The following is a 26,477-nucleotide window of genomic DNA, read 5'->3' on the forward strand; positions in this document are numbered from 1 at the left end:
GTGAAATGATGAGCGGTCCTCGCCGCCTCGCAAGACCTTTCCGAAGGCTTCTCGGTATTCATGAAGTTCTTCGGAGCAATGCAGCCTTACGCTGCACCTCTTTTAGAGGATTTAGAACAAGCCCTCGAAGAATTCGATTGTCTTGTCACCCTCAAGAGTAACGATCGCTTTTTTCCAGTCTGGTCTGTAGCCTACGCTTCTTCCCATTCTCTTCTGCTTACCCTTAACGCTGATCGTGTTTACCTTAGCTACCTTTACGTTGAAAAGCTCTTCAACTGCCTTAGCGATCTCGATCTTGTTAGCGTCCTTAGCGACCTTGAAAGTGTATCTGTTAGCCTGAAGTCTGTCCATAGAGTCTTCAGTGATAACTGGCTTTAAAATTATATCTTGAGCAGTTCTCATTATGCGTAAACCTCCTCAATCTTCTTTACAGCCTCTGAAGAAACGATAAACTTATCATAGTTCAGAATGTCGTAAACACTGAGAGTATTTACAGTAGCTGTCTTAACGCCAGGAATGTTGGCTGCACTCTTGACAACAGTCTTGTCAGACTCTGCTGTAACGATGAGAGCCTTACCCTCAGCACCAAGTGCCTTGAGCATCTCAACAACTGCCTTTGTCTTGTAGCTCTCGAGCTTGATTGAATCAACAACTACGAGATTCTCGTCAACGACCTTTGTTGAAAGTGCAGACTTCATACCGAGTCTTCTTTCCTTTTTATTAAGTGAATAGCTGTAATCTCTTGGCTTAGGACCGAGAGCAACACCACCGTGTACCCACTGTGGAGCTCTGATAGAACCCTGTCTTGCGTGACCTGTTCCCTTCTGTCTCCATGGCTTTCTACCACCGCCTCTTACTTCTGTTCTTGTAAGAGTTGACTGTGTGCCCTGTCTCTGGTTTGCAAGATAATTTACAACCATAGCGTGCATGATAGCCTTGTTTGGCTCGATACCGAAAATAGCATCGTTAAGCTCAGTGTCGGCAACCTTTTTGCCTGTCATATCAAATACTGAAATCTGTGACATTATGATTCCTCCTTCCACTAAGCCTTCTTAACGCAGTCGCAAATTGTAACTGTACCGTTCTTTGGTCCAGGAATTGCGCCCTTGATTGCGATAAGATTGTTTTCTGCGTCTACCTTGACGATCTCAAGATTCTGTACAGTTACCTTTACGTTACCGTACTGACCAGGCATACCCTTGCCCTTGAAGATTCTTGAAGGTGATGAACAAGCACCCATAGAACCTGCATGTCTGTGCACAGGACCTGTACCGTGAGTTTCCTTAAGTCTTGAGTTGTTGTGACGCTTGATCGTACCGGAGAATCCGTGACCCTTGCTTGTACCGCTGACATCAACGATGTCGCCTGCAGCAAATGTGTCAGCCTTTACGATATCTCCAACATTAAGAGCTGATGTGTCAGCAAGTCTGAACTCCTTAAGAGTTCTCTTCATTGCAACGTCAGCCTTCTTGAAGTGACCCTGAAGAGGCTTGTTTACTCTCTTCGCTCTGATGTCGCCATAGCCAAGCTGAACAGCCTCATAGCCGTCATTCTCAACTGTCTTCTTCTGAACGACAACGCAAGGACCAGCTTCAACAACTGTTACAGGAATTACTTTTCCTGCTTCATCGAAAATCTGTGTCATACCGATTTTCTTACCGATGATTCCCTTTTGCATTATGTTTTCCTCCTATGTGGTTATTGGTCGGACTTGTCCGACGTGACCTGCGTGTTAAATGTTTTTTGAGATCGCACGCGATCTCATTTGGAGATTACTTGATCTCCATAACAATGTTAACGCCTGCAGGAAGTTCAAGATTTTCAAGAGCTGCTGTTGTTTCCTTTGTAGGTCTCAGAACATCGATAAGTCTCTTGTGAGTTCTCATCTCGAACTGCTCACGGCTATCCTTGTACTTGTGTACAGCTCTGAGGATAGTGATTACCTCTTTGTCTGTAGGAAGTGGGATAGGACCTGAAACCTGTGCGCCTGAACGCTTAACAGCCTCAACAATCTTTGCTGCAGCTGCATCTACAACCGCATGCTCGTAACCCTTGATCTTGATTCTGATCTTTTCATTGACTGCCACTTAAATCGCCTCCTTGTGCAAATTAAAAAAGTTTAGGGGGCAGCTTTCTTTCACTCAAGCCTCAGTCAATTGCGTAAATGATCGAGGCGTGCCGATCGCTTACGCAATTGACAGGTTCGAGCTTTAAAAGCTTTCTGTTGATACCCGTTTACACTCTGCCGTGTGTTCCCTGCCGTTCTCATAAAAAATTCCGAAACCCACAAGGCTTTCGGACTCAGAAAACAGCGCACACAGCATCACACATACTCACGCTAAAGCAGACCTTGTCCGCTATCGCAAGAAGCATAAGCACATACTGTGTTCGGTATTAACAGTCGCCCGGTTTAAAATCGGACATACTCCACGGAAATTACCTGACCAACTGTCAGCAACCTTCCGCTTCATCGCATATCATCATCGTGTACATTAAATACACTGTGCAGTCACGCAAGTATTATTATACACTACTTTTACCCCATTTGCAAGCGGTTACAGACAAATTACAATATAGAATTTTCATCGACTTCTTAACGTGTTTATATGCACATTGCACAAATTTCACTATGAGTATCATTTGCCGCTACATTTTATTCATATTCGTTATAAAAGTCGGTTTTTCGGGGCTTTAGCAGGGTAAAATGCTACTATTTATCGCAATAATTTTGCTATCGCCAAAAGAACGGGCGACCACAGGTCGCCCTTACAAGAGGTATGGTATAGGGGGACATCGTCCTCGACGTCCCATTTTGCTGTATCATGTTATACAAAGTTTATATTACGCCACTTCGTCAGTGTTATAGTACGCCTTGACCTTCTCTTCCGTTTCATCGGTGATCGTCTTTTTGATCTCTGTTTCCTCATCGCTGAATATAAGATCAGCAAGCTCAGAGGGGATAGTTTCCCTGATCGAGCCTTCATACATTGCTCCGCCTCTCGGCTCCCACATCTTGGTCATTGTCCAATTGTCGTCCTGCTTTTTAAAGTCCAACATTCTTACGACCAGACCGCCGCTGTACATATTGCCTGCACCTTTATAATGTCCGTCATTGCTCAGTATATAGACCTTGCAGGTCTCATCGTCGATACTCTGCACGCCCATAAGATAATGGGATTCCACAAAAAAGTCGTTTTTGCCTGCATTCTCATAGTCATTTGCTTCGCCTCTATTGTATGTGCGCATTATCACCGCATTTGAGATATCCTCGTCAGTGAGACCCTCTGGCAGTTGGTGGACGACCTCCGCATCACAGCCCTTATAAAAATAGTATCCCCCTATGCCGTGAGTTTTGTAATAAAACGTCACGATTTTCAGCCCCCAACATATGACCAGCGCCGCTATCAGCGCAAGGAATATCAGCAGCTTTACATACACCTTCTTTTTCGGCTCTTCATAAGCTTCATATGCTTCGTTTATATTTTTTATATTTGTATCGTTCATATCAAGCGCCCCTTTCTGTTGTCTGTATCTTCTGATCTGTTCTTACAGTAACATAATAACAAAAATCTGCACCAAATGCAAGCATTTGTAATTTTGCTAAGATGATTTTAAGATTTATCATAACAATGCACAAATTTGCACTTCCGATTTTATTCACTTATGCAATGTGCAGAAATGCTTTGCATTCGGGAAAAGACAAAAACAGAGCGGCACTATCTGCACCGCTCTGTTCGCTATATTATAATATATTACTGCTTAACGTTTCCCATAATGATACCACGTCCGTCAGTGCCTACATAAACTCTGCCGTATACCTTAGGGTCGCCGCTGATTATCTTTCTAACGTTACCCCACTTCTGTGTGTCATCATTGATACGCTTCCATGTTACTCCCTTGTCGGCTGACATATAAATGCCGTAACCATCGCCGTTTGCCTCGCCCATCATGTAGAGTGCCATGTAGTCGCCGTCTTTTTCAGCCTTACCAAGACCGATAGCATCGCACAGTGTAACGTCCTGAGATGTAGGAGCGAGAGTGCCTGTTGATGAGTCAAGATAGTAAACTCCGCCCGCACCTACAGGTATCCAAAGGTCGCCCTCTGTATCAGGACAAGCTTTTATTGATGTTGCTGAAACGAGCATATTTGCTATAGGGCTGAAAGTTTTTCCGCCGTCTGTGCTCATATAGAACGTTCCGTCATATGAGCCGTAGAACTTATCAGGATTTACCTTATCTGTTTCAATAACTGCACCGGCAGGAAGTCCCTCGCAGGTAGTCCATGTTTTGCCAAAATCGCTTGTTACTGCCGCAGCAACGCCTGTTGTGCCGCTCTGATAGAAAATGGTCTTGCCGTCAGCGGAAAGCTTAGCTGTGCCGCCTGCTTTTTTGCCAACTCCCTCTGGGAGAGTTTCAACAGCCTGCCAGGTTTCGGATGCGTCTGTTGAATAGTAAACTGAGCCGTCACCGTCGTCTGTCGCTCTTACTACTATCTTATAATCCTGTGCCGCACAGTCTATAGAGGTCGCCTTGAAGTCGCCATAATGCTCCTGCGGAGCTTTTGTTACATCATCATGGCGGAATCCGTAAAGGTCACCCATTGTGGAATAAAGCTCAGGAGTACCCTCGCCATTATCGAGAGGTGAAACGAAGTCAAAGATAGCTGTCATTTCAATGCCCATTGCCTTTACGCTTATGTCAACAGGCTCGTCCTTTATCTTTGAAAGATTTGATGTGCCGAAGATAGTTGCACCTGTTGTGTAAAGAACCTCATCTGGGTTGAACGGGTTGATAGCAACGCCTGTCATCCACCAGCCCGGCTTGAGCTGTCCCTGCCAATCCAGCCAAGGAGCATTGCTTATATCGAGATTAAAGTTGTTTACCTCTTTGCCGTTCTCGTCACTGCCCCAAATGCCGTTCCAAGTTTCGCCTCCGTCATAGGAAACGAAAAGGTTGTCGTAATATGCCCAAAGGTCAAGAGTTGTGCATACTATCATGTTAGGGTCGTTAGGGTTTACTGAGATACCATTGTAACCGCAAGTATAAGATCTCTCAGGAGTTATCTCTGTCCACTCGCCTGTTTTAAGGTTATACTTCTGAACCGCTCCGTCAGAAGCACCGTTTGGTCCTACCTTATAAGACCATGTTGAATAGAGATATCCGTCAGAAGATATCTCGCCCTGACAAGGCTTGAGCTTCTCGGTCTTGTCGCCTGTAGCCTCAGACTTTGGATTAGGGATAGCTGTCCAGGTTTCGCCTGCGTCATCAGAACGATAGAGATAATCCCCCTGTGTTCCTGCTGAGCCAACGATTATTGTCTTTGTTGCCTGACCCTTTTCAGAGCTTGATTTATCGAATGCCACGAATGTAAGTCCGATAGAATATCCGTCTTCAGTATATCCGCCCTTTGTAGGGAATGAAGTGACCTCGTTCCATGTTGCGCCATAGTCTGTGGACTTCCAAAGTCCGTCAGCTCTTGAGCCGAAGTAAAGTATAGAGTTATCGTTAGGGTCTACCTGAAGTCTTTCACCACAGCCTCTTCCGACCTCGTTACCGCCCATGCCGAAAGGCATTTCGCAGATAGTCCAGTTCTTGCCGTAATCGTCAGAAGCAAATATTGCACCGTTGTTTGTGGAGTATGTACCAGCCGCAAGATAAACTCTGTTTGGCTCAACAGGGTCAGTTGCAAGGCTCTCTGTTCCGTTATAGTTCCAATCGTCGCCACCAAAGCAATCTGTTATGCACTCCCAGCGCTGAGTATCCTTATTATACTTATAAGCGCCGCCCATATCTGTTCTGGCGTAGATAAGCCCCTCCTCAGTAGGGTTATAGATGACGTCAGGGATAAAACCACCGTCAACTATCTCGACATTTCCCCACTCCCAGCCAGTGTCAACAGGCTGAGCGTTGTAATACTCCTTCTTAGCGTCGCCCTTGCTGTCAGAGCCGCTGGAGGAATCGTTCTTTTTTGAGCAGCCTGCGAAAGCTGTCACTGTAAGGGCGGCGGCACAAGCCACTGCCATTAGTTTTTTTAACCTCATAAAAATTCTCCTTACAAGTTGTATTCGTTTACATCTCTGTGTTATTTAAAGGTGGAAGAACTCCACCTTTAAAATTTGAACTTATTTCACAATTATTGTACTACAATATCTTCAAATTGTCAATAGTCTTTTGTGTATTTATCTAAACTTACCACAACTTTGACAAACGCTTTGCTCTTACACCTTTATAAAATGAAGAATCTTTGAGCAGAAGTCGCCATAAAGTCCGTCGCCGTTCCACATCTTTGCGATGTTGATACCTGCATTCATAAGTGCCGCACCTGAAATCTTTTTGTCAGGCTCGTTCTCCTCATAATAGTAAGCGTCAGCTTCAAGACCTTTGAGCTTGATACGTCTTGATCTTTCGTTTGGTCTGCCAAGCACCTGAACGAACTCAAAGAGTGCTTCGCTCTTGTCCTTTGCAACGAACTCCCAAGCGTCCCAGGTGTTGTCCTCAAACATATTGCCTATTCTGTAGTGGTCGCCTGTTCTTACAAGCTTGTTGAACTTGTTGAACTCCTCTATCTGTGCTGGGATAGCGTCCCTGTCCTCCTGCGGTATCCTTGTTACGTCAAGCTCATAGCCGAACGTACCCACCATAGCAACGTGACCTCTTGTTTTGAACGGAGTGTTTCTGCCAACAGTATGATTAGGGCAATCGGAAACGTGCGCACCCATTGCTGAGCATGGATAGCACATTGAAGTGCCGTGCTGTATCTTCAGTCTTTCGATAGCGTCTGTATCATCAGAGCACCATATCTGTGGACTGTAGTAAAGCATACCGGGATCAAATCTTGCTCCGCCGCCTGAGCAGTTCTCCAGCAGGATATGAGGATAATCTGTTGTAAGTCTGTCCATAAGGTCATAAACACCGAGAACGTATCTATGCCACAGCTCTCTCTGTCTTTCAGCAGGCAGGGTAGCCGAGCCGACCTCTGTGAGCTGTCTGTTCATATCCCACTTTATGTACTCGATATTCGCACTGTCGAGAATCTTCTTCATCATGCCATAAACGTAATCTCTGACTTCTTTTCTTGAATAGTCAAGGACATACTGCTCTCTGCAAAGGGTCAAAGGTCTGCCCTTTATCTGGATAGCCCAGTCTGGGTGAGCCTTATAAAGCTCAGAGTCAGGGGATATCATTTCAGGCTCGAACCAAATGCCGAACTTCATGCCAAGCTTATTTACCTCGTCAACAAGATATTTAAGACCGCCCATGAGCTTCTTCTCATAAACGAACCAATCGCCCAGTGATGAGTTATCAGAATCTCTATGACCGAACCAGCCGTCGTCCATAACAAGCATTTCTATACCAAGCTTTGAAGCTTCCTTAGCGATATCTATAAGCTTGTCAGTATCGAAATTAAAGTAAGTAGCTTCCCAGTTGTTAATGAGTATCGGACGTCTTTTATCCTTATACTCGCCTCTGATAAGGTTGTTTCTATAGAGGTCATGGAAAGTTCTTGACATTTTGCCTATACCCTCGTCAGAGTGCACCATTACTACCTCAGGGCAAGTGAAGCTTTCGCCCTTTTCCAGAAGCCACTCGAAGTCAAGAGGATTTATACCCATAAGGAAACGAGTTTTCTTATGCTGAGTCACTTCTGCCTGAGCATAGAAGTTTCCAGAGTAAACAAAGTTGAAACCGAAAACCTCGCCCTTATCCTCGTCAGCGTTATTGTCGCAAAGAGCAACGAACGGATTGTTCTGATGTGATGATTCGCCCCTGCAGGAATCAACAAGCTGTTTACCATGGTGAAGTCTGCATCTTTCAACAGCTCTTTCTCTAGCCCATGAGCCGTTGAGTGTAATCATATCCATTTTGTCTGTATCAAAATCAACGCAAGCTGAAAGGGCTCTTGTTATCTTGAACGGCTTTTCGCTCTTGTTTGTGATAACAGCGGAACGTGTGATAACGTCAAGCTTATCGAAAGCTGTGTAGATAAGAACGACTTCGATATCGGCATACTTATCATACATTGTTATCTCGAGAGTTGAACAACCGCTTTCCTCAGTAGCGAAAGTAGCAGGCAGACCCTCAAGCTTTGGTTTGCCCTCATACATTTTATGAGAAACATATCTCAGATCGCTAGTCGACATACCGTCAGCGTCCATTATTTTGAAAGCAGACTCTCTGTAATCACCAAGACCGAAGCATGGATATTCAAAAGGCAGAGTATCCATAAAGCTTGCTCTGTCACGGTCGTTAGTGGCAGGGGTAAAAGGGCTTTCGTCAAGACGGAGAAGATACGTCAGATCTTCGTCAGGGACTTTATTTCCATAGTAAACGTGAGCGAGGTAGCCCTCCTCGCAGACCTTCATCATATAGTCTGTATTATTGGCTCTCAGCTTGAAAGCCTTATCTTTTTCGTTATAAAAGATATTGATAATTATCACTCCTTGCAAAAATCTGAACCTTACGGCTCATTGATATTATAACACATAGAAAAAATAATGCAACAGGGTAAAACGATTACTTTGAAAATTATTTTGTTAATTTTTCTTGATAATGCAAATATTTGAACACGGGTGGTTCAAATTGTGGGAATATATAAAAAAGGGACTTATGCATTTAGCACAAGTCCCTTAAAAATTCAATATTTATCTGTTATCAGATTAGTTGCCGTACTTAGCAGTGCTGATCTTGATACCAGGGCCCATTGTAGAAGCTACAACTACGCTCTTAAGGTACTGACCCTTAGCAGCGGCTGGCTTAGCCTTTACAACAGCGTTGATAAGTGTGTTGAAGTTCTGCTCGAGCTTCTCAACACCGAATGAAGCCTTACCGATAGGGCAGTGAATGATGTTTGTCTTATCAAGACGATACTCGATCTTACCAGCCTTAGCCTCTGTAACAGCCTTAGCTACGTCTGGAGTAACAGTTCCTGCCTTTGGGTTTGGCATAAGTCCTCTAGGTCCGAGGATCTTACCAAGACGTCCTACAACACCCATCATGTCAGGTGAAGCAACTACAACGTCAAAATCCATCCAGTTTTCCTTTGTGATCTTCTCAACGAGATCCATGCCGCCAACATAGTCAGCGCCTGCTGCCTTAGCAGCCTCGTACTTGTCTTCCTTACAGAATACGCAAACTCTTACAGTCTTACCAGTTCCGTTTGGAAGTACAACAGCACCTCTTACCTGCTGATCAGCGTGTCTTGAGTCAACGCCCAGACGAATGTGAAGCTCGATAGTTTCATCGAACTTTGCCTTAGCACCCTTAGCTGCAAGTTCCAGAGCCTCAGGAGCGTCATATTGCTTAGCCTTGTCGATAGCCTTGAAGCTGTCAACATACTTCTTGCCATGTTTCATTAATATTTCCTCCTCATTAAGTGGTAATACCGACAGTGGATATCTAGTCGGTTAGCGGAAAATTCCTCCCACCATTGCCGTGCATGAATGCACAGTACGATTGATTAGTCCTCAACTACAACGCCCATTGAACGGCATGTACCAGCGATCATGCTCATAGCACTCTCGATGTTTGCTGCGTTCAGGTCAGGCATCTTCTGCTCAGCGATCTTCTGAAGCTGCTCTTTTGTGATAGTTGCGACCTTAGTCTTGTTAGGAACACCGGAACCTGACTCGATCTTGCAAGCCTTCTTGATGAGAACTGCTGCCGGAGGAGTCTTGGTGATGAATGTGAATGATCTGTCTGCGTAAACTGTGATAACAACAGGGATGATAAGACCGATATCGTTCTTAGTTCTCTCGTTAAAATCCTTTGTGAACGCCATGATGTTTACACCGTGCTGACCAAGAGCTGGACCAACCGGTGGTGCAGGAGTTGCCTTTCCTGCTGGAATCTGAAGCTTAATATAGCCTACTACCTTCTGTGCCATTTGTTCGCACCTCCATAATTAAGTGGTAAGGCGAGCGCCATACGCTCTCCCACGTTTCCGGAAGCCGTATATCCGAACCGTCATTGACGGCTTTGCTTCCATTTTCACGAATGTTTGCGGGGTTTTACCGCCTTTTTCCTTATTCCTCAGACTTTATCTGTGTCAGCGGCATAGTAACGGTTGTTTCTCTGCCCAGCATAGATACTCTGACGTCTGCCGTCTGTGCTTCCATATCGAATTTCTCCACAACTCCTGTGAAGCCCTCGAATGAGCCTGCTGTTACAACGACGTTGTCGCCTTCCTTGAAGCCGACCTGAACGTTAGCGCTTCTCTGTGTGTCAACACCCAGTGCAGCGACCTCTTTATCGGTCAGCGGAACAGGCTTTGACGCAGGACCAACGAAGCCCGTAACGCCTCTGGTATTTCTAACGATATACCATGAATCGTCTGTAAGCACCATTTTTACAAGCACATAGCTTGGAAAAAGCTTTCTGTCGCCCTTGTCGATCTTATTGCCCTTTACTTCGGTAACTTCCTCCATTGGGATCATTACCTCAGGGATCAGATCCTGAAGGTTTCGGTTTTCAACAACCTTTTCAATATTGCTTTTTACCTTATTCTCATAACCTGAATAAGTGTGAACAACATACCACTTTGCTTCTTCTGACATGTTTCTTACCTCCATATTGATGTTGTCAAAACCGCTGTGACGGCTTAGCCGCCGATCTTAAGGATAGCCTTGATAGCTGCACCCAGACCTGAATCAACGCCGAAAAGGAACAGAGCCATAACGACCATTACCGAGAGAACAACTCCCGTATTCTTAGTCACCTGCTGTCTTGTAGGCCAAACGACCTTTTTCATTTCAGCTTTAAGCTCTCTGAAATATTTTCTTATTCCGCCCTTTTTCTTCTGATCCTTGCCGGTATCCTTTTTTGAAGACTTAGTAACATCTGTTTTTTTAGCCATTAGAAATAGCTCCTTTCAATATTACTTAGTCTCTTTGTGAAGAGTGTGTTTCTTACAGAACTTGCAATACTTGTTCATTTCAAGTCTGTCAGGGTCATTCTTCTTGTTCTTCTTAGTGTTGTAGTTTCTCTGCTTACACTCAGTACAAGCAAGTGTAATTTTTACTCTCATTTCGGCACCTCCTGACGAAATTTATACCCCGCAAGAACATTCAGGGTACGTCTGCCTCCCTCATACGTTTTCACGCAAGCTGTCACACAGCCCTGAGGTAACTTATGCTTTTTTACGCTCAAAAAAAGAGCGCAAAAAAATAGACCTCATAAAGAGGTACTACAATTATAACATCTGTGTTCTTCTTTGTCAATCATTTGTCAAAGAATTTTATTAATTTTTTGTAAATTTTATCGTTTGTCGAGTGAGGAGTGAGGAGTGAGAAATTATGGTATCGCCTTGCGGCGATGATTATTTTTCTTCGGGCAAATTTGCCATGCCGCAAAATCGCTACGCTCTTTGCGGATTTACATTTACTTAGGGATAGGGTAGGCGGTGCAGATTTTTGCTCCGATATTACCTTTATTTGATATCAGACTTTTGCGTGCTTTTTCTAATTAAATCTGCACCTTGTCGGCTGTCGCCGAATGAGGCTCTGCCTCAAGCTCCGCTTAGGGCTTTGCCCTAAGAACCCACAAGCCCTCTAACGCCGGGCTTGAGCCTGCGTTTAAGTGCTCGCTACGCTCGGTGCTGACTTCTTCTTTATACTTGTGCACAACTATGGTCAGCTACGCCCATTCCTCATTCCTAATTCCTCATTCCTCATTAAACCGGAAACTCCCCATTTTCAACGACCTCATCGGCAATCTCTCTCATCTCGTCCCAGTCATGCGAGTAATGGTCATTCAAGCAAGCCACAGCAAAGAACCCTCCTGCTTTCGCTCCTTTTATGCCCTCAACGATATCCTCATAGACCACGCAAGCCTTTACTTCAAGCCCCAGTTTTTCAGCCGCCAGCTCATAAACATCAGGAAAGCCCTTTCCCCTCTTCACCTGCTCTGTAGACACGAAGCAATCAAATTGATCCAAAATGCCGTTTCTCTTTAGCACAGGCTTATAAAGCTCCTCAGTTGAAGCGGTCGCCAATGCTATCTTCCTGCCCTGTTCCTTAAGCTTTCGCACATACTCCCCTGCGTTTCCGCAAAGCTCGATAACGTTCATATACTCATACACCGCCATATCGAACCATTCCTTCATTATATCCTGAATGTTCTCACCCAGAGAAAATCTATCGTTTGTATAAACAGCCGCCTGCTCGAAATTCATTGCAGACACCTGCTTGAAATAGTCCTCAGGCACTTTTATCCCACGCTTGCCGAGAAATTCCTCGTCTATCTTTGACCAAACGTGATTTGATCTTGTCAGAGTGCCGTCCAAGTCGAAAATGTGTCCCTTAAAATCTTTTATGTCCATTGTAATGTCCTTTCAGAAGTATTCATCAGAGAGCCTGAAGCCCTCGCCTATTATCTCACTCACGTCACCCACAAGCACGAAAGCCTTTTCGTCAGTTTCCGATGCTATCCTGCGAACATCCGTTATCCTGCGTTTTCTCACTGCGCAAAGTATAAGATCTCTGTCCTCTCCCGTGTATCCCGTTCGGGCTTTTATGACCGTACACCCCAAGTTGCCCTCATTAAGAAGCCTATGGAGTATCTTATCTGCGGCAGGGCTTATTATCAGCGCAAGCTTTCCTCTGTCGCCGCCGTAGAGTATCATATCCAGCGTTTTTGAGAACACCCACAGTGTAAAGAACGAATACAGTGCGTTGTCGATACTGCCGAAAACAAAACCGCTGAGCACACATATCACACCGTCTGCAAGCATAAAGATCTGTCCTGCCGCCATGTAGGGCTTTTTCCTTTTGATAAGCTTTGCAGCGATATCAGTTCCGCCTGTTGTTCCCCCTGAACGAAAAACTATCCCACAGCCTGCGCCCAACAGAATACCACCTGCTATTGCGCTGAGGAAAATATCATTTGTGAGTGGTGTAAAAAGCGTACACATATCCGCAGTCAGACCTGAAACTGCAATAGCTACAACAGTTCCCAAAAGGAAACGCCAGCCGAACACATAAAGGCTAACCGCCAACAAAGGAAGATTTATCGCCATTGTAAGCGAGCCGACGCCAAGAGGCAGAAATCTTGACAACATGACAGCAAGCCCCGAAGCACCTCCGGGGGCAATTTCGTTAGGGCTTAAAACCAGCCCAACGCTCACGCCATATATGACCGCACCGAGAAGCAAGAGAGGATAGTCCACTCTGCCCTTTGCAGATTTTTTGGTCGAAAACAATTTATTCAGAAGTATCATAAAAGCCCTCCAAGCTATGCAAAAGCAAAGATAGGCTTATTTTTCCCCTGATACCTCGTAAAATACATTTTTACAAAAGAGGCGCAATGGTCCTGAGAATGACCGACATGAACCTTGACCAGAAGCTGCGGTTATTTATATCGTCATGAGTTATCCTATGACAGCGGTTTTCAAACATATCGTCAAAGTCCGCTTTTATATCCTTTATACAACTTGTTTTGTACATATAAGTTGCGCACTCAAAATGGAGATACAAACTTCTGTAGTCGAGATTTATCGTGCCCACCACGGCTGACTTATCGTCCGAGAGGAACATTTTGGCGTGGTTAAAGCCGCCTTTATACTCATAGACTTTCACACCCAGCGTTTCAAGATCTCTGTAGAAAGACCTTGTTATAACGCTCACATACCATTTATCAGGTATCTCAGGAGTGATTATCCTAACATCAACACCGCTTTTTGCCGCATAGCCCAGGACGGTGAGCATTTCGTTGTCAGGAATAAGATACGGGGTAGAGATATAGATATAATCCTTGGCATTGTTTATCATACCCATATAGACAAGCTCGCCCACATTCTCGTCATCGAGAGGGGAGTCACCGTAGGGGATAACATAGCCGTTGTTCACAACGTTTTTTACAGTTGGGCGGTACATATTATACTCAGTTTTATCACCTGAGATGACCTCCCACATTTGCAGAAACATCATGGTAAAATTCCAAACGCCGTCGCCCTTTAGCATAACTGCGGTATCTTTCCAATGACCGAAACGCTCCTTGCGGTTTATATACTCGTCGGCGATATTAACGCCCCCGTTGAAAGCCACGTTGCCGTCGATAACAAGAATTTTTCTATGGTCACGATTATTCTGTATAGTAGAAAGCATAGGGCGGAAAGGATTGAAAACAAGGCATTTTACCCCTTGGTCGGTAAGCTTTTTCTTATATCTGAAAGGTAAAGTGAACTGAGAGCCCATGCCGTCATAAAGAAGTCTTACCTCCACGCCTGCCTTAGCTTTTTCAAGAAGTATCTTAACTATCTCACGCCACATTTCACCGTCGTCGATAATAAAATACTCCATAAAGATAAACTCCTGAGCTTTCTGAAGCTCCTCAAGCATAGCCTTATACTTATCTTCGCCAAGGGGAAAATAAGTGACCTCCGTATTACCGCAGACAGGGTAGCCCCCCGACTTATCCACATAGTTTGCAAGCTTATAAAAATCAGGCTCACTTTCATGGAGATAGCTCATTATCTGTTTATTTGTTTTAAGGAAAGGTCTTGTATTGGCGGATTTCTTAGCATAAAGGTTTCTGACCTTTCTTGTTGAAAACTGATTTTTGAGTAATATATAAAGCACCACCGTAAAGATAGGCACGATAACAAGTGGTACTATCCACGCCAATTTATAGGCAGGGTTCTCGCTGCTGTTAAGGATATAGATAGCAAGCACGATAGCCACAGTAGAAAAAACGATATGCAGATAGGCATAATGCACAGCGAAGCTTTGGAAGATGATAAAAATGAAAATAAGCTGCAATGCAAGAAGCAGGATAATAGTGGTTTTCTGTGAGAATATCATATTTATAAGTTTTTTCGGTTTTTTCTTTTGTATTTTTTCGCTTATCTTTTCCGCCACATTATCCGCCTGCCTTTCTGAAAATAGTGATACACAACTGATTATAACATTTATTTTTGATTTTTGCAATACACAAAAATGCAGTTAATCCGCCCTGATTTCACGAATTTCTGTGACAATAACACAACTTTTGTTATCTTATTGTTGACAACAATTTGCGAAACAACGCACGAACAATGTAGGGGAGCAGCGCATTTCTGCTTTGTAGAAATGCGACGTCCCGCTTGTGTTCGCCTGCTCAATCCTACGATATCCGTACAACATTTGGCACATTGTTTCAAAACATTGTCTGCTTCTTATATTTAGTGACAAATTGAAACCACACCGCTCCGAACGGGACGTCGAGGGCGCCGTCCCCTACAATTCTAAACATAACGCCACATAAATACACACAAAAAAAACAGGCAGACGGCTTTCCGGAGCAAGCCGTTCCCACAGCCGCTAAAAAACCATCTGCCTTATTATTTTTGCTAAAATTTCAAACAGCTATTCAGTATAGCCAAAGGCAAGCACTTCTCCTTGTTTGTCCTCATCGCCTGCCGCCATTGATATCTCAACGGTATAGTTAGTTGCTTCAGGCATCATGGCGATATTCTGTATCTGAGCATTTCCCCAGCCTGACGGACTTATGGTATCGTAATCGCTTTCGTCATACACCTCTCCGTCTGCTGTTACCTTAACATGAAGCTTGCCGAACTCGCCCTGCTTCACCTCTTTGTATATCATGTACAAGAATTTTTTGTCCTTGAACTCGAATACGATAGGGCTGTTATCTCCGGTGTTGTCGTAAGTCCAGCCATTTGTAAAGCTTGCGACGCTTGAGCCTTCTTTCCAACTTCCAAGGCTTGTTGGCGTAAGGCTGTCGCCCTCATACATATGAGCGTCCACTTCTCGTGGAGAGAAAACAGTGTCTGTGGGCATAACATAATCGCCCTCTGGCGCAACGTCCATAACAGTGTCAAAATAGTAGTCCACCATTGAAGCCACAAGCTTGTGACCCTCAGTGTTAGGGTGTGACTGATCGTCAGAGAAATCTTTCCAAGTCATTCTGTTGTTTGCGAAAAGATATCTTAGAGCGTCACAGTATGATATCATCGGCAGGTGATAAAACTCGCCTATCTGCTTCATATAATCCTGAGCAGAATGGTCGTTTTCAGTCACCGAGAACAGCAGAACAGGAGTGATATTCTTCTGCAAAAGCGTTCTGACTATTGACTCGTAAGCGTTCTGATAGTCAGCCTCAGTGCCGTCATTTACTGCAAATTCGATAAAGCATATGTCAGGCTCATACGCCAGCACATCTCTGTCAAGCCTGAGTATTCCAAGCTTAGACGGCGTACCGCTAAGGCCTGCGTTCACATACTGAACGTTATCCCCCGTACCGAATTTCTGTGCAAAATAATCACAAGTGAGCTTAGCATAACAGCCCTCTGCACCGGCAGAAATACCCTCAGTGATAGAGCCGCCAAGATACGCCACAGTGACCTTTTCGCCTGACTGTGCTTTCTTTATAACATTCTGCATCATAGAAGTGTTGCCGTATGACACCATAGCCTTGTCATACATAGCCTGCGTCCACTCCTCGTCAGTTTCAGGCATTTTTTCGACCTGCGAGCTTGAAGACTCCGCTTTGCTTTCAGCCTTTGAGCTGTCCGCATTATTTCCGCAGCCTGCAAAAGCCGCTCCGCACATAGCAACACTCACAAGCACTGCCAACAATTTTTTTGTATCCATTATTTGTACCTTTCTAATCTATGATAGCGAAATCGGTTTCACACCGCATATAACACAAAAAGTACGGACAAAGCCGTACTTTTTGGTTATATCAATATGATAAAAATTCTTATTAGTTAAGAACTGCCTTCTCAGTTTCCTTATCGAAGATATGGATTCTGTTAGGATCGATAGCGACCTTAAGCTCATCCTGTGGACGAACGTCAGAACGAGGTGAAACTCTAGCTGTGAGCTGGATACCCTCGCAGTTGAGGTACAGATATGTTTCAGCACCCATCATTTCAGTTACTTCAACAGTTGTGTTGATAACGCCTGTTGTAGCCTGAGCGAGGAATGCAGGCTCGTCATGGATACACTCTGGACGAACACCAAGAACAACTTCCTGATCAACCAGTGGCTCAAGAACTTCAGGATCTACCTTAGACTCTGGAACTGTTACCTGATACTTAACGCCTCTTGTTGTCTTTGTATCCTCAGAACCGAACTCAACAACATACTTGCCGTCTACCTTGAGAAGCTTAGCGTCGATGAAGTTCATCTGTGGTGAACCAATGAATCCTGCAACGAACTGGTTTACTGGATCGTTGTAAAGATTTGTTGGTGTGTCGATCTGCTGAATGTAACCGTCCTTCATAACTACGATACGGTCACCCATTGTCATAGCCTCTGTCTGGTCATGAGTTACATAGATGAATGTAGTACCGAGCTTCTTATGGAGCTTAGAGATCTCAGTTCTCATCTGTGCTCTCAGTTTAGCATCGAGGTTTGAAAGAGGCTCGTCAAGAAGGAATACCTGTGGCTCACGAACGATAGCTCTACCGAGGGCTACACGCTGTCTCTGACCACCGGAGAGAGCCTTTGGCTTTCTGTCAAGAAGGTGAGCGATGTCAAGTATTCTTGCTGCTTCCTCTACCTTTCTTGCGATCTCATCCTTTGGTACCTTTCTGAGCTTCAGACCGAATGCCATGTTCTCAAATACTGTCATGTGAGGATACAGAGCGTAGTTCTGGAATACCATTGCGATATCTCTATCCTTAGGAGCGATGTCGTTTACAAGTCTGTCGCCGATGTAAAGCTCACCTTCACTGATCTCTTCAAGACCTGCGATCATTCTAAGTGTTGTAGACTTACCACAACCAGAAGGACCTACGAGGATGATAAACTCCTTATCCTTGATCTCAATGTTGAAGTCTGAAACAGCGATAACGCCGCCAGCATACTTCTTATAAATTTCCCTTAATGATACACTTGCCATTAAAAAAGGACCTCCCTATTTGAATTTTACTAATATCCTAATTAGCTATGCTTTAATCATAACAAATTTTTAACATACCCGCAAGAGTTTTTTTTACTAAACTTTATTATATCTCATTATGAATATTGACGAAAATTCACATAGAATAGGTAATTACTTACATTTAAACGATTTCGCTGTCAATAATCTTTCAACATCTTTGTGCATTATTTCTAAACAGCTTCCAAGAGGCAGATCCGGATCTAAAGGCATCTCTCCGATCTTTATCCGCTTAAGAAAAACAACTTTATTTCCCAGCTTTTCAAACATTCTCTTGACCTGATGATACTTACCCTCATGAAGCACAACAGTACATTCATCGGGACAGTTCACACTTGCGGAAAATTCCGCAGGCAGACATTTCTCTCCGCCGTCGATAGTCATGCCCTCGGCGAATGCCTGAACATAATTTTCCTGCCAAGGGTCACGAAGTCTGACGAAATAGGTTTTCGGAACATGGGTCTTAGGGGACAACATTCTGTGGGCGAGAGCTCCGTCATCAGTGAGAAGCACAAAGCCCTCAGTATCCTTATCGAGCCTGCCCGCAGGGAAAAGTCCCTCCCTGAACATCTCAGAAGGTACTAGCTCAAGGACAGTTTTCGACTCTCCGTCACGAGTGGAGCAAACCACACCCTGCGGCTTGTTCATCATTATGTAGACAAACTTTTTATAGCATATCTCCACGCCCTTTACAGCAACAATATCGTTTTCGCTGACCTTAGCATCAGCCGCCTTGGCGACCTTTCCGTTTACAGTCACCTGACCTTTTCTGCAAAGCTCTCTCACCATGCTTCGGGAAATATCATTACGCTGTGAAGAAACAAATTTATCAAGTCTCATAGCAAAAGCCTTTCTGACAATTTTCTTATAAAGATTATAGCATACGATACCGCCAAAAGTCAAATATGCGAAAAAACTTGACCAAAAGCAAACGCCTGCAGATATGCTCCACAGGCGTTTTATTACTATTTGTATCGGTTTTTTCGACCTATGAAGCATTAGTTTACCCTTATTCATAGTGCCGACGTTCCACGCTCAGACGCCTACTTTTTCCTCAGCCCCTGCATAAATCCGTCCAGCTCCGCTGAGCATACATCTCCTCCCACAAGCTGTCCCTCACAGACGATAAGATTAGCCCTGACCTCCTGCTTCTTATTCCCATAATTCTTCACAGAATATGTATACACCTCAGCGGTTTTCCCTTTATAGTCCTCCAGATCAAAGCCCTGCTGCTTCTGAAGCTTATTATACTTTTCATACACCTCATTGAATTCTTTCGGTATGGTCACCGCCTTGCATTCATCGTATTCGTCAGACACCTCCCAGCCCATTTCTTTCAAAAACGCCTGTCTTTGTGCTTCGCTTTTCATCTCGTACACCGCAGGCGACGATATCCTCACCACTGTCACTATTATCACCGCCAACAGCGCCAACGCCGCCAGAACCGCCCCGATCACCGCAAATGTTGGCTTTTTTACTTTTATTGTCTTGATAAACATACCCTTTTCCTCGCTTTCTGTTTTCAAAGTTTGTACATTTATATGTATTGTCCCAAAAATTATAACTACCTGTCCGATTTTTTATTTTGTTATATAATTTTCAAAAATAATTTTTATAGCATTAATAATATTATTGTATAATAAATTTATCGGTTTGCTATGATTTATTATTACAAACTCTGTAGCGCTGATATGACATTGTGCAAAATTGACAAAAATAAAAGTGAAAATTAATGTGAATTAACGATTTTGTATTTTTTTGTACAAATGTCTTTGACAATTTCAAAATATGTGGTACAATATTATTAGGTAACGCTATGCTTCTCCGCATTGCCTGCGGAGGGTACTGAAACGTTTTCTTAAATCTGCCTTTTCACGGCTGTGAAGGGGCAAGCTATTATTGCTGATGCGTTCTGCGGTCAGCCGCAGGATTGATATATGAAAGGAGCAATGAGTTTTATGTCAAAAATTATTGCAGTTACTTCCGGTAAAGGCGGAACAGGCAAATCTTCTATAAGCGCCTGTCTCGGTTATGCCCTTGCTAAGCAGGGAAACCGTACACTTATAATTGAGCTTGACTTTGGTCTGAGATGTATGGATATCATGCTTGGTATGCAGGGTAATATTACATACGATCTAGGTGACGTTCTTGAGGGTACTTGCGACGTATACAAGGCAACAACAACTGTTAAGCTTGCTTCAAACCTGAGCGTTCTCTGTGCTCCGTCCGACCCGTTCGTTCAGCTCAAGGCTGAGGATATCGAAAAGATCACACAGGAAATGAGAAAGTATTTTGAATACATAATCATTGACACCTCTGCAGGTATCAACGGTTCTGTATTTGATATAGTTACTAATTCCGACCTTATACTTATAGTTACAACTCCTGATCCTGTATGCGTAAGAGATGCGAGAATGATGTCAGATGAGTTCTATAAAAGAGGAAATCAGAAGCAAAGACTTGTTATCAACAAGGCAAACAAGAGAATATTCGAGTTTGACGAAATGGACGACCTTGACGCTATCATCGACACAGTCGGCGTTCAGCTTCTGGGTGTTATCCCTGAGGACAGTGCTATCCCTCTTGCAACAGGAAAGGGTGCGCCGCTTTCATCAAGCTCTATGGGCTTCCTTGCATTCTCTGCTATTTCAAGAAGAATAAAGGGCGAGCATATACCCCTCTCCATCAAGGTCTGAGTATATTATCAGCTGTGTGCGTGAGGATATCTGCGCGTAGTGCGGCTGTTTTATATAACGAAACTTATTTGTTCATTAATATACTAATATATAAACGGGGGGTTTCCATTGAATATTGCACTTATTGCTCATGACACAAAAAAGGAACTCATGGTACAGTTCTGTATCGCCTATTGCGGTGTACTCAGCAAGCACAATCTTTGTGCCACAGGTACTACGGGAAAAATGGTAGCCGAAGCAACAGGCCTTAACGTTCAGCGTTATCTCAGTGGCTCACAGGGCGGCGACCAGCAGATCGCAGCAAGAATATCCTGCAACGAGATAGACCTGCTTCTGTTTTTCAGAGATCCTATCTCAGTGAAGCCACACGAACCTAATGATATGAATCTCCTCAGACTTTGCGATGTACACAACATTCCGGTAGCCACAAACATTGCCACCGCCGAAGCGCTTATCCACGCACTTGAGCGAGGCGATCTTGACTGGAGAGATATCATTAATCCTACAAAGATATAATTGAAATTTCATATACAAAAGCGATGAAAGGGAGAGTATTCCGTTCTTATGTTTCAGCGAGAGCCGTTGGTGAGAGGGTTCACACAAAGGGCAGGAAGAAGGACACCTTGGAGCTTCCGTTTGTTCAAGAACGGACGTATAGCTGCGTTAAAGCGTTAGAGTGATCCGGCACGATAGTGTTCGGATAATTAGGGTGGTATCACGGTAAAAGTCGTCCCTTACTAGGGGACGGCTTTATTTTTTTATCCACCACCCGTAGGGGAGCGGCTCAATTTCTGTGAAACAAGAATGCGACGTCCCGCTTTTTCGCTCCTCACTCACTCTTGAATATCTTATCTCAGCACACCAAAAAGCAAAGGCGGTATAACAATGAAAGCCAGCCAGCTAACAAAAGAAAACATCACCCCCGGAATAGTAGACAAGCTTCTTTTCGAGGGTCTTGACTATAAAGGCGAAGCTGCCGACGTTATAATAGTTCTGGGAAGCCGCAAAGCCTGCGACTATCGTGTTCCCCTTGCGGCAAAGCTTTTTCACGAGGGAAAAGCCCCACATCTCATATTCTGCGGAGGAAAGGTGCAAAAGACTTCCCTTGGTGATATGGCAGAATATAAAGCCATGCTCATCGCCGCCGAAAAATGCGGCATACCGACCTCCGCCATAACTGTGGAAACACACTCTCTTGATACCGTGGAAAATCTGCAAAATGCAGCCGAGCTTGTAAAAAAGCATTTTCCAAACTGCAAAAGCATTATTATAGTCACTACCGCATATCATATGCGGCGTGCCGCCATGCTTGCACAGCACTTTTTCACACAGAAAATTATCCCCTGCCCTGCCAGCCGTGGCAGCACACAGCGAAATAATTGGTCAATGACCGAAAAAGGCAGCACAACAGCACTTGACGAATGTCTTAAATTCGGTTATTATATAAAAAAAGGTTTTATTGACGATTTTGAAATTTGAAACGTTGTAATTAACAGCACCAAGGCTCTTTAATGTAGTGGTGAACAGTGTTCGCCCGTTTATTAACAACGTCCCGATATCACAGCTATTTAAACGATATCGGTATTCAAAAGTTCAAGACAAAATACAGAAAGGATCGTTATTATATGGCATTGATAGTTAAAAAGCCAAAAGGCACAGAGGACATCGTTCCCTCAAAGGTCTATAAGTGGCACACTGTAGAGAAGATAGTTTCCGAAGCTGCCGAAATATACGGCTTCAAAGAAATAAGAGTACCAACTTTTGAGGAAACAGGTCTGTTCGTGCGTTCTGTTGGCGAAACAACAGACGTTGTTCAGAAAGAGATGTATTCAGTTTCCGCAGCAGGCGACTCAAAGTTCACACTCCGCCCGGAGGGAACATCAGGCACAATGAGAGCAGTCCTTGAAAACGGCATTATGAACGAGGGTCTGCCGCAGAAGGTCTATTATATCCTCTCATTTTTCAGACACGAGAATACACAGAAAGGCAGACTCAGAGAGTTCCACCAGTTTGGCTGTGAAATGGTCGGCTCTGAAAGCCCAAGAGCAGACGCAGAGGTAATTTCACTTGCAAAAAGCGTTCTTGACAGAGCAGGACTCAGAAACATCAAGCTCAACATCAACTCTATAGGCTGTCCAACCTGCCGTGCAGAATATCGCAAGGCTCTGAAAGAGTATTTTGCCGCAAGAAAAGACCAGCTTTGCGAGACCTGTCGGGACAGACTTGACAAAAATCCAATGAGAATACTTGATTGTAAAATCAAACACTGTCAGGAGCTTGGCAAGGACGCCCCTGTTATCCTCGATTATCTCTGTGATGATTGCAAAGAACACTTTGAGAAGCTTCAGGAGTACCTCTCCGTAATGGGCATCGACTTTGACATCAACCCTAAGATAGTAAGAGGTCTTGACTACTATACAAGAACAGTTTTCGAGTTCATCACCGATGAGATAGGCGCACAGGGCACAGTCTGCGGCGGCGGACGTTATGACGGACTTATCGAGCAGCTTGGCGGCAAGCCAACCCCTGCCCTCGGTTTCGGTCTTGGACTTGAAAGACTTCTCATGGTAATGGACGCTCAGGGCTGCGACTATATGGAGCCAAAGACCTGCGACCTTTATATCGTACCAATGGGCGAGGACGCCCTTAAAAAGGCAATGGGCATAGCCTCCGAGCTTAGAGAAGAGGGCTGTTTCGTAGAATATGACCTTATAGGCAAAGGACTTAACGCTCAGATGAAGTATGCAAACAAAACAGGCGCAAAGTTCGTTATGGTGCTTGGCGACAACGAGATAGAATCAGGCGTTGCAAAGCTCAAAAACATGGCAACAGGCGAGCAGACAGATATCAAGCTTGACAACACCATTGCCGAGAACTTTTCAAACGCACTTATGGCAGATATGTTCAAGGATATCGACGCTGATATAGAGAAATTTATCGGAAAGGAGAACTAAGCAATGAGATGTGAACAGTGCGAGAAAATACCTCTGGTAGAAATACACACTCCGCAGGAATATATGCTCTGCATAGGTTCTCTTGCAAGAATGCTGCTGGCAGGGGAAGTTGAAATGACCTATCAGACCTGCCCACTTGATAAGATAATGGATAACGACAACAAGTGGTATGCTGAAAAGCTTTTCCACCAGTTCAGGTGTACAAAATGCGGCACTATCTATGGTATGCTCTGCAACACCCACACAGGCGGACAGATAAAGATAAACGACAAGGTCTTTGACCCTGCTGATTATCCCGATAAAAAGGAAGATAAATAATGCTTGCAATAAGACCCGTGACCTATGAGGTAGAGACCTCACTTTCGCCCAAAAGAGTTCTCAGAAAGCTTGACGGCGACCTTATCGAGCATAGACCCACCATAAACATTCTCTCCCAAAGCAAGTTCATGAAAAACCACCGTGACGATACCATTTTTTATGGCTACCGCACAGACGCCGAAAGCTTTCAGATATTCCACCACACCGCTAAAAAGCGTGACGGAGGCTCAACAGGCTTTTATGGCAAGGTAGAAAAGACCCCCAACGGCTCCAGGATATACGGCAAGTTCAGAAAGCCTATCTATGCCTATGTTGTGGGTGTCATATGGACGGTGCTGGTGCTTTTCCTCACCCTTATGCTTGTGGCACTGGAAGAGAAAACAGGCGCAGTATGCTTTGCCGCAATATGGCTCGTGGGATTGTTCCTCATGTTCTGGGACAACAAGAAGAAGTTCGTCAGAGCCTATCTTGACAGCTTCCCGCCTGCCGTCAGCAAAACAGACGAAAGCGACGAATAATTTTTATCAATATAAACCCAAAGAAAAGGAAGTAATGTAAAATGAAACTTGATACAATGAAGGGCTTACGCAGGACCCATTACTGCGGCGAAGTGCCTGAAACAGAGCAGGAAGTCGTTGTATGCGGCTTTGCCGACAGAGTAAGAGATATGGGCAACCTTATCTTCATCAACCTCCGTGACAGAACTGGACTTGTACAGCTTGCATTCAATGATGAAACAGACAGAGCCGTTTTTGAAAAGGCTCAGCTTGTAAAAGGCGAGTATGTCCTCATGGCAAAGGGTATGGTACGTCCTCGTGAGAGCGTGAACGAAAAGCTAAAAACAGGCAAGATAGAAGTTGCCGTAACAGACCTGAGAATTCTCTCAAAGGCTGAAACAACACCGTTTGAGGTAACAAACTCAGATAAGGTAAACGATGAGCTGAAGCTCAAATACCGCTACCTTGACCTTAGAAATCCAAAGCTTCAGAAGAATATCATCACCCGTCATAAGATCGCTCAGATAACAAGAGAGTATTTCTATGACAATGGTTTCCTTGAGATAGAAACTCCTATGATGATGAAGTCCACTCCTGAGGGCGCAAGAGATTACCTCGTTCCTTCAAGGGTTCACGCAGGCAAGTTCTATGCACTTCCACAGTCACCGCAGATATACAAGCAGCTCCTTATGATATCAGGTTATGACAGGTATATCCAGCTTGCAAGATGTTTCCGTGACGAGGACCTGAGAGCTGACAGACAGCCTGAGTTCACACAGATAGACCTTGAGATGTCCTTTGTCGATCAGGAGGATATCCAGGCTTGTATTGAGGGCTATATCGAAAAGCTTTTCAAAGAGATACTTGGTGTAGAGGTAACGCTCCCACTGCCAAGACTTACATTTGCAGACGCTATGAGCCGTTATGGCTCTGACAAGCCTGATACACGTTTCGGCATGGAGATACAGGATATCACAGACACCGTTAAGGATATAGACTTTGTGGTATTCAAGTCAGCTATCGAAGCAGGCGGCTCAGTTCGTGCAATAAACGTCAAGGGCGGTGCGGCAACATACACAAGAAAAGAGATCGACAAGCTTGTTGAGCACGCAAAGGGCATAGGTGCAAAGGGTCTTGCATATATCCGCTGGGCAGACGAGCCAAACTGCTCATTCAAGAAGTTCCTCGGTGAGGGCGACCTTGAAAAGATAAACGCAGCCGTTGGAGCAGAAAAGGGCGACCTCGTTCTTATCTGTGCAGACAAGAACAAGGTAGTTCTTCCAACTTTGGGCGCACTCAGACTTATCTGCGGAAAGCGTCTTGGCGTTATCCCAGAGGGCAAGTTCAATTTTGTATGGATAACAGAAATGCCTTTCTTTGAGTATGACGACGAGAACGACACATGGGTAGCAGCGCACCACCCATTCACAATGCCAATGGAGGAGTGCCTTGACTATCTTGACACCGACCCTGCAAACGTCCGTGCAAAGGCATGGGATCTTGTCCTCAACGGCACAGAGCTTTCATCAGGCTCAATGAGAATAACAGACTTTGAGCTTCAGCAGAAAATGTTTGAAGCACTGGGCATGACGGACGAAGAGATAGAAGCAAAGTTCGGCTTCCTCGTAGACGCCTATCGTTATGCCGCACCACCGCATGGCGGCATGGGCATAGGACTTGACAGACTTTCCATGATAATCTGCAATGCCGACAGCCTTAGAGATGTAATAGCGTTCCCAAAGGTACAGAACGCCAGCGAGCTTATGAGTGCTTGTCCGTCCACAGTAGACGAGAAGCAGCTTGAAGAGCTTCACATCAAGACCACAGAAATAGAAGAATAATTCGCATTAACGCAAACAGGATAGCTCATGAGGGCTGTCCTGTTTTTGTTTTATTGCACAAATTCTAATGACCGCACAATGTATATGTAGGGGCGACCTGAGGTCGCCCGCCTGCGTTTTATCTCTCGCTACGCTCGGTGCTGACTTTTACTTTGTGCTTGTTCTTTACTCTGGTCGGCTTTGCCCATTCCTCACTCCTCACTTATACTCCCCCTCATATAAACTTGAAACCCGCAGCCGAATTACTCGACCACGGGTTCCAAGCTATAATTTATAAGTGGGATGGGGGCA

Annotated in this window: 27 protein-coding genes and 1 other annotated feature; of the genes, 7 read left to right on the forward strand and 20 right to left on the reverse strand. The window is 44.5% G+C overall.

Annotated features, from left to right (window positions below; genetic code table 11):
• Nucleotides 1–111: 111 nt before the first annotated feature.
• From rplW to OCV57_RS07995, 20 genes are all read right to left on the reverse strand, one after another.
• Entirely contained in the window at nt 112–402 is a 291-nt protein-coding gene (gene rplW, locus OCV57_RS07900) for a 50S ribosomal protein L23 (protein WP_038672640.1), read from the reverse strand.
• On the reverse strand, nt 402–1,025 hold the full coding sequence (rplD, locus tag OCV57_RS07905) for a 50S ribosomal protein L4 (RefSeq protein ID WP_038672642.1): 624 nt from the start codon (nt 1,023–1,025) through the stop codon (nt 402–404). The genes rplW and rplD overlap by 1 nt, the downstream gene beginning before the upstream one ends.
• A gap of 17 nt (nt 1,026–1,042) precedes the next feature.
• Complete coding sequence (gene rplC / locus OCV57_RS07910) at nt 1,043–1,678, reverse strand: 50S ribosomal protein L3 (RefSeq protein WP_022286998.1); 636 nt, start codon at nt 1,676–1,678, stop codon at nt 1,043–1,045.
• Between the two features lie 94 nt (nt 1,679–1,772).
• Nucleotides 1,773–2,087, reverse strand: a complete 315-nt coding sequence (gene rpsJ / locus OCV57_RS07915; protein ID WP_022286999.1) for a 30S ribosomal protein S10 — start codon at nt 2,085–2,087, stop codon at nt 1,773–1,775.
• Between the two features lie 754 nt (nt 2,088–2,841).
• Nucleotides 2,842–3,504, reverse strand: coding sequence for a hypothetical protein (locus tag OCV57_RS07920; RefSeq protein ID WP_267301080.1), 663 nt, complete (start codon nt 3,502–3,504; stop codon nt 2,842–2,844).
• Nucleotide 3,505: 1 nt separating this feature from the next.
• Entirely contained in the window at nt 3,506–3,637 is a 132-nt protein-coding gene (locus tag OCV57_RS07925) for a hypothetical protein (RefSeq protein WP_267301081.1), read from the reverse strand.
• Between the two features lie 115 nt (nt 3,638–3,752).
• Nucleotides 3,753–6,041 carry a cellulose-binding protein gene (locus tag OCV57_RS07930; RefSeq protein WP_267301082.1) on the reverse strand — a complete coding sequence of 763 codons (2,289 nt, stop codon included), beginning with the start codon at nt 6,039–6,041 and terminating at the stop codon, nt 3,753–3,755.
• A gap of 177 nt (nt 6,042–6,218) precedes the next feature.
• Entirely contained in the window at nt 6,219–8,429 is a 2,211-nt protein-coding gene (locus OCV57_RS07935) for an alpha-galactosidase (protein ID WP_195551063.1), read from the reverse strand.
• A 228-nt stretch (nt 8,430–8,657) separates the two neighbouring features.
• Nucleotides 8,658–9,353, reverse strand: coding sequence for a 50S ribosomal protein L1 (gene rplA / locus OCV57_RS07940; RefSeq protein ID WP_022287003.1), 696 nt, complete (start codon nt 9,351–9,353; stop codon nt 8,658–8,660).
• A 104-nt stretch (nt 9,354–9,457) separates the two neighbouring features.
• A complete protein-coding gene (gene rplK, locus OCV57_RS07945; RefSeq protein ID WP_022287004.1) occupies nt 9,458–9,883 on the reverse strand; it encodes a 50S ribosomal protein L11 in 426 nt (141 codons plus the stop codon).
• A 139-nt stretch (nt 9,884–10,022) separates the two neighbouring features.
• Nucleotides 10,023–10,553 (reverse strand): transcription termination/antitermination protein NusG, encoded by a 531-nt coding sequence (gene nusG, locus OCV57_RS07950; RefSeq protein ID WP_038672647.1) that lies wholly within the window; start codon nt 10,551–10,553, stop codon nt 10,023–10,025.
• A 44-nt stretch (nt 10,554–10,597) separates the two neighbouring features.
• Nucleotides 10,598–10,852, reverse strand: coding sequence for a preprotein translocase subunit SecE (gene secE, locus OCV57_RS07955; protein ID WP_022287006.1), 255 nt, complete (start codon nt 10,850–10,852; stop codon nt 10,598–10,600).
• Between the two features lie 21 nt (nt 10,853–10,873).
• Nucleotides 10,874–11,023, reverse strand: a complete 150-nt coding sequence (rpmG, locus tag OCV57_RS07960) for a 50S ribosomal protein L33 (protein WP_002848320.1) — start codon at nt 11,021–11,023, stop codon at nt 10,874–10,876.
• Between the two features lie 645 nt (nt 11,024–11,668).
• The gene (locus OCV57_RS07965) at nt 11,669–12,316 is read right to left on the reverse strand and encodes an HAD family hydrolase (protein ID WP_267301085.1); all 648 of its coding nucleotides are present in this window, start codon (nt 12,314–12,316) and stop codon (nt 11,669–11,671) included.
• Nucleotides 12,317–12,328: 12 nt separating this feature from the next.
• Nucleotides 12,329–13,213: a YitT family protein gene (locus OCV57_RS07970; RefSeq protein WP_117857153.1), complete on the reverse strand. Its 885-nt coding sequence runs from the start codon at nt 13,211–13,213 to the stop codon at nt 12,329–12,331.
• Between the two features lie 70 nt (nt 13,214–13,283).
• On the reverse strand, nt 13,284–14,852 hold the full coding sequence (gene cls / locus OCV57_RS07975) for a cardiolipin synthase (RefSeq protein ID WP_242998253.1): 1,569 nt from the start codon (nt 14,850–14,852) through the stop codon (nt 13,284–13,286).
• Between the two features lie 486 nt (nt 14,853–15,338).
• Nucleotides 15,339–16,586 carry an SGNH/GDSL hydrolase family protein gene (locus tag OCV57_RS07980; protein ID WP_267301087.1) on the reverse strand — a complete coding sequence of 416 codons (1,248 nt, stop codon included), beginning with the start codon at nt 16,584–16,586 and terminating at the stop codon, nt 15,339–15,341.
• Between the two features lie 112 nt (nt 16,587–16,698).
• Nucleotides 16,699–17,841 carry an ABC transporter ATP-binding protein gene (locus OCV57_RS07985; protein ID WP_022287011.1) on the reverse strand — a complete coding sequence of 381 codons (1,143 nt, stop codon included), beginning with the start codon at nt 17,839–17,841 and terminating at the stop codon, nt 16,699–16,701.
• Between the two features lie 153 nt (nt 17,842–17,994).
• A complete protein-coding gene (locus OCV57_RS07990) occupies nt 17,995–18,897 on the reverse strand; it encodes a pseudouridine synthase (RefSeq protein WP_243271196.1) in 903 nt (300 codons plus the stop codon).
• Between the two features lie 26 nt (nt 18,898–18,923).
• The gene (locus OCV57_RS07995; protein ID WP_051706764.1) at nt 18,924–19,379 is read right to left on the reverse strand and encodes a DUF4830 domain-containing protein; all 456 of its coding nucleotides are present in this window, start codon (nt 19,377–19,379) and stop codon (nt 18,924–18,926) included.
• A 459-nt stretch (nt 19,380–19,838) separates the two neighbouring features.
• Here OCV57_RS07995 and OCV57_RS08000 point away from each other — a divergent pair, with 459 nt between their 5' ends.
• From OCV57_RS08000 to aspS, 7 genes are all read left to right on the forward strand, one after another.
• The gene (locus tag OCV57_RS08000; RefSeq protein ID WP_022287014.1) at nt 19,839–20,576 is read left to right on the forward strand and encodes a P-loop NTPase; all 738 of its coding nucleotides are present in this window, start codon (nt 19,839–19,841) and stop codon (nt 20,574–20,576) included.
• Nucleotides 20,577–20,684: 108 nt separating this feature from the next.
• Nucleotides 20,685–21,092, forward strand: coding sequence for a methylglyoxal synthase (mgsA, locus tag OCV57_RS08005; protein WP_267301090.1), 408 nt, complete (start codon nt 20,685–20,687; stop codon nt 21,090–21,092).
• A gap of 14 nt (nt 21,093–21,106) precedes the next feature.
• Nucleotides 21,107–21,314 (forward strand) — a binding site (T-box leader).
• A gap of 147 nt (nt 21,315–21,461) precedes the next feature.
• Nucleotides 21,462–22,055 carry a YdcF family protein gene (locus tag OCV57_RS08010; protein WP_267301091.1) on the forward strand — a complete coding sequence of 198 codons (594 nt, stop codon included), beginning with the start codon at nt 21,462–21,464 and terminating at the stop codon, nt 22,053–22,055.
• Nucleotides 22,056–22,201: 146 nt separating this feature from the next.
• Nucleotides 22,202–23,530, forward strand: a complete 1,329-nt coding sequence (gene hisS, locus OCV57_RS08015) for a histidine--tRNA ligase (RefSeq protein WP_267301092.1) — start codon at nt 22,202–22,204, stop codon at nt 23,528–23,530.
• A gap of 3 nt (nt 23,531–23,533) precedes the next feature.
• On the forward strand, nt 23,534–23,848 hold the full coding sequence (locus OCV57_RS08020) for a hypothetical protein (protein ID WP_022287018.1): 315 nt from the start codon (nt 23,534–23,536) through the stop codon (nt 23,846–23,848).
• Nucleotides 23,848–24,366 (forward strand): hypothetical protein, encoded by a 519-nt coding sequence (locus OCV57_RS08025; protein WP_117892697.1) that lies wholly within the window; start codon nt 23,848–23,850, stop codon nt 24,364–24,366. Before OCV57_RS08020 ends, OCV57_RS08025 begins: the two co-directional genes overlap by 1 nt.
• 56 nt (nt 24,367–24,422) lie before the next feature.
• Nucleotides 24,423–26,186 (forward strand): aspartate--tRNA ligase, encoded by a 1,764-nt coding sequence (gene aspS, locus OCV57_RS08030; protein ID WP_117897803.1) that lies wholly within the window; start codon nt 24,423–24,425, stop codon nt 26,184–26,186.
• Nucleotides 26,187–26,477: the final 291 nt, after the last annotated feature.

The organism is Hominimerdicola aceti (assembly GCF_025567495.1).
GTDB classification, from domain to species: Bacteria; Bacillota; Clostridia; order Oscillospirales; family Ruminococcaceae; genus Hominimerdicola; species Hominimerdicola aceti.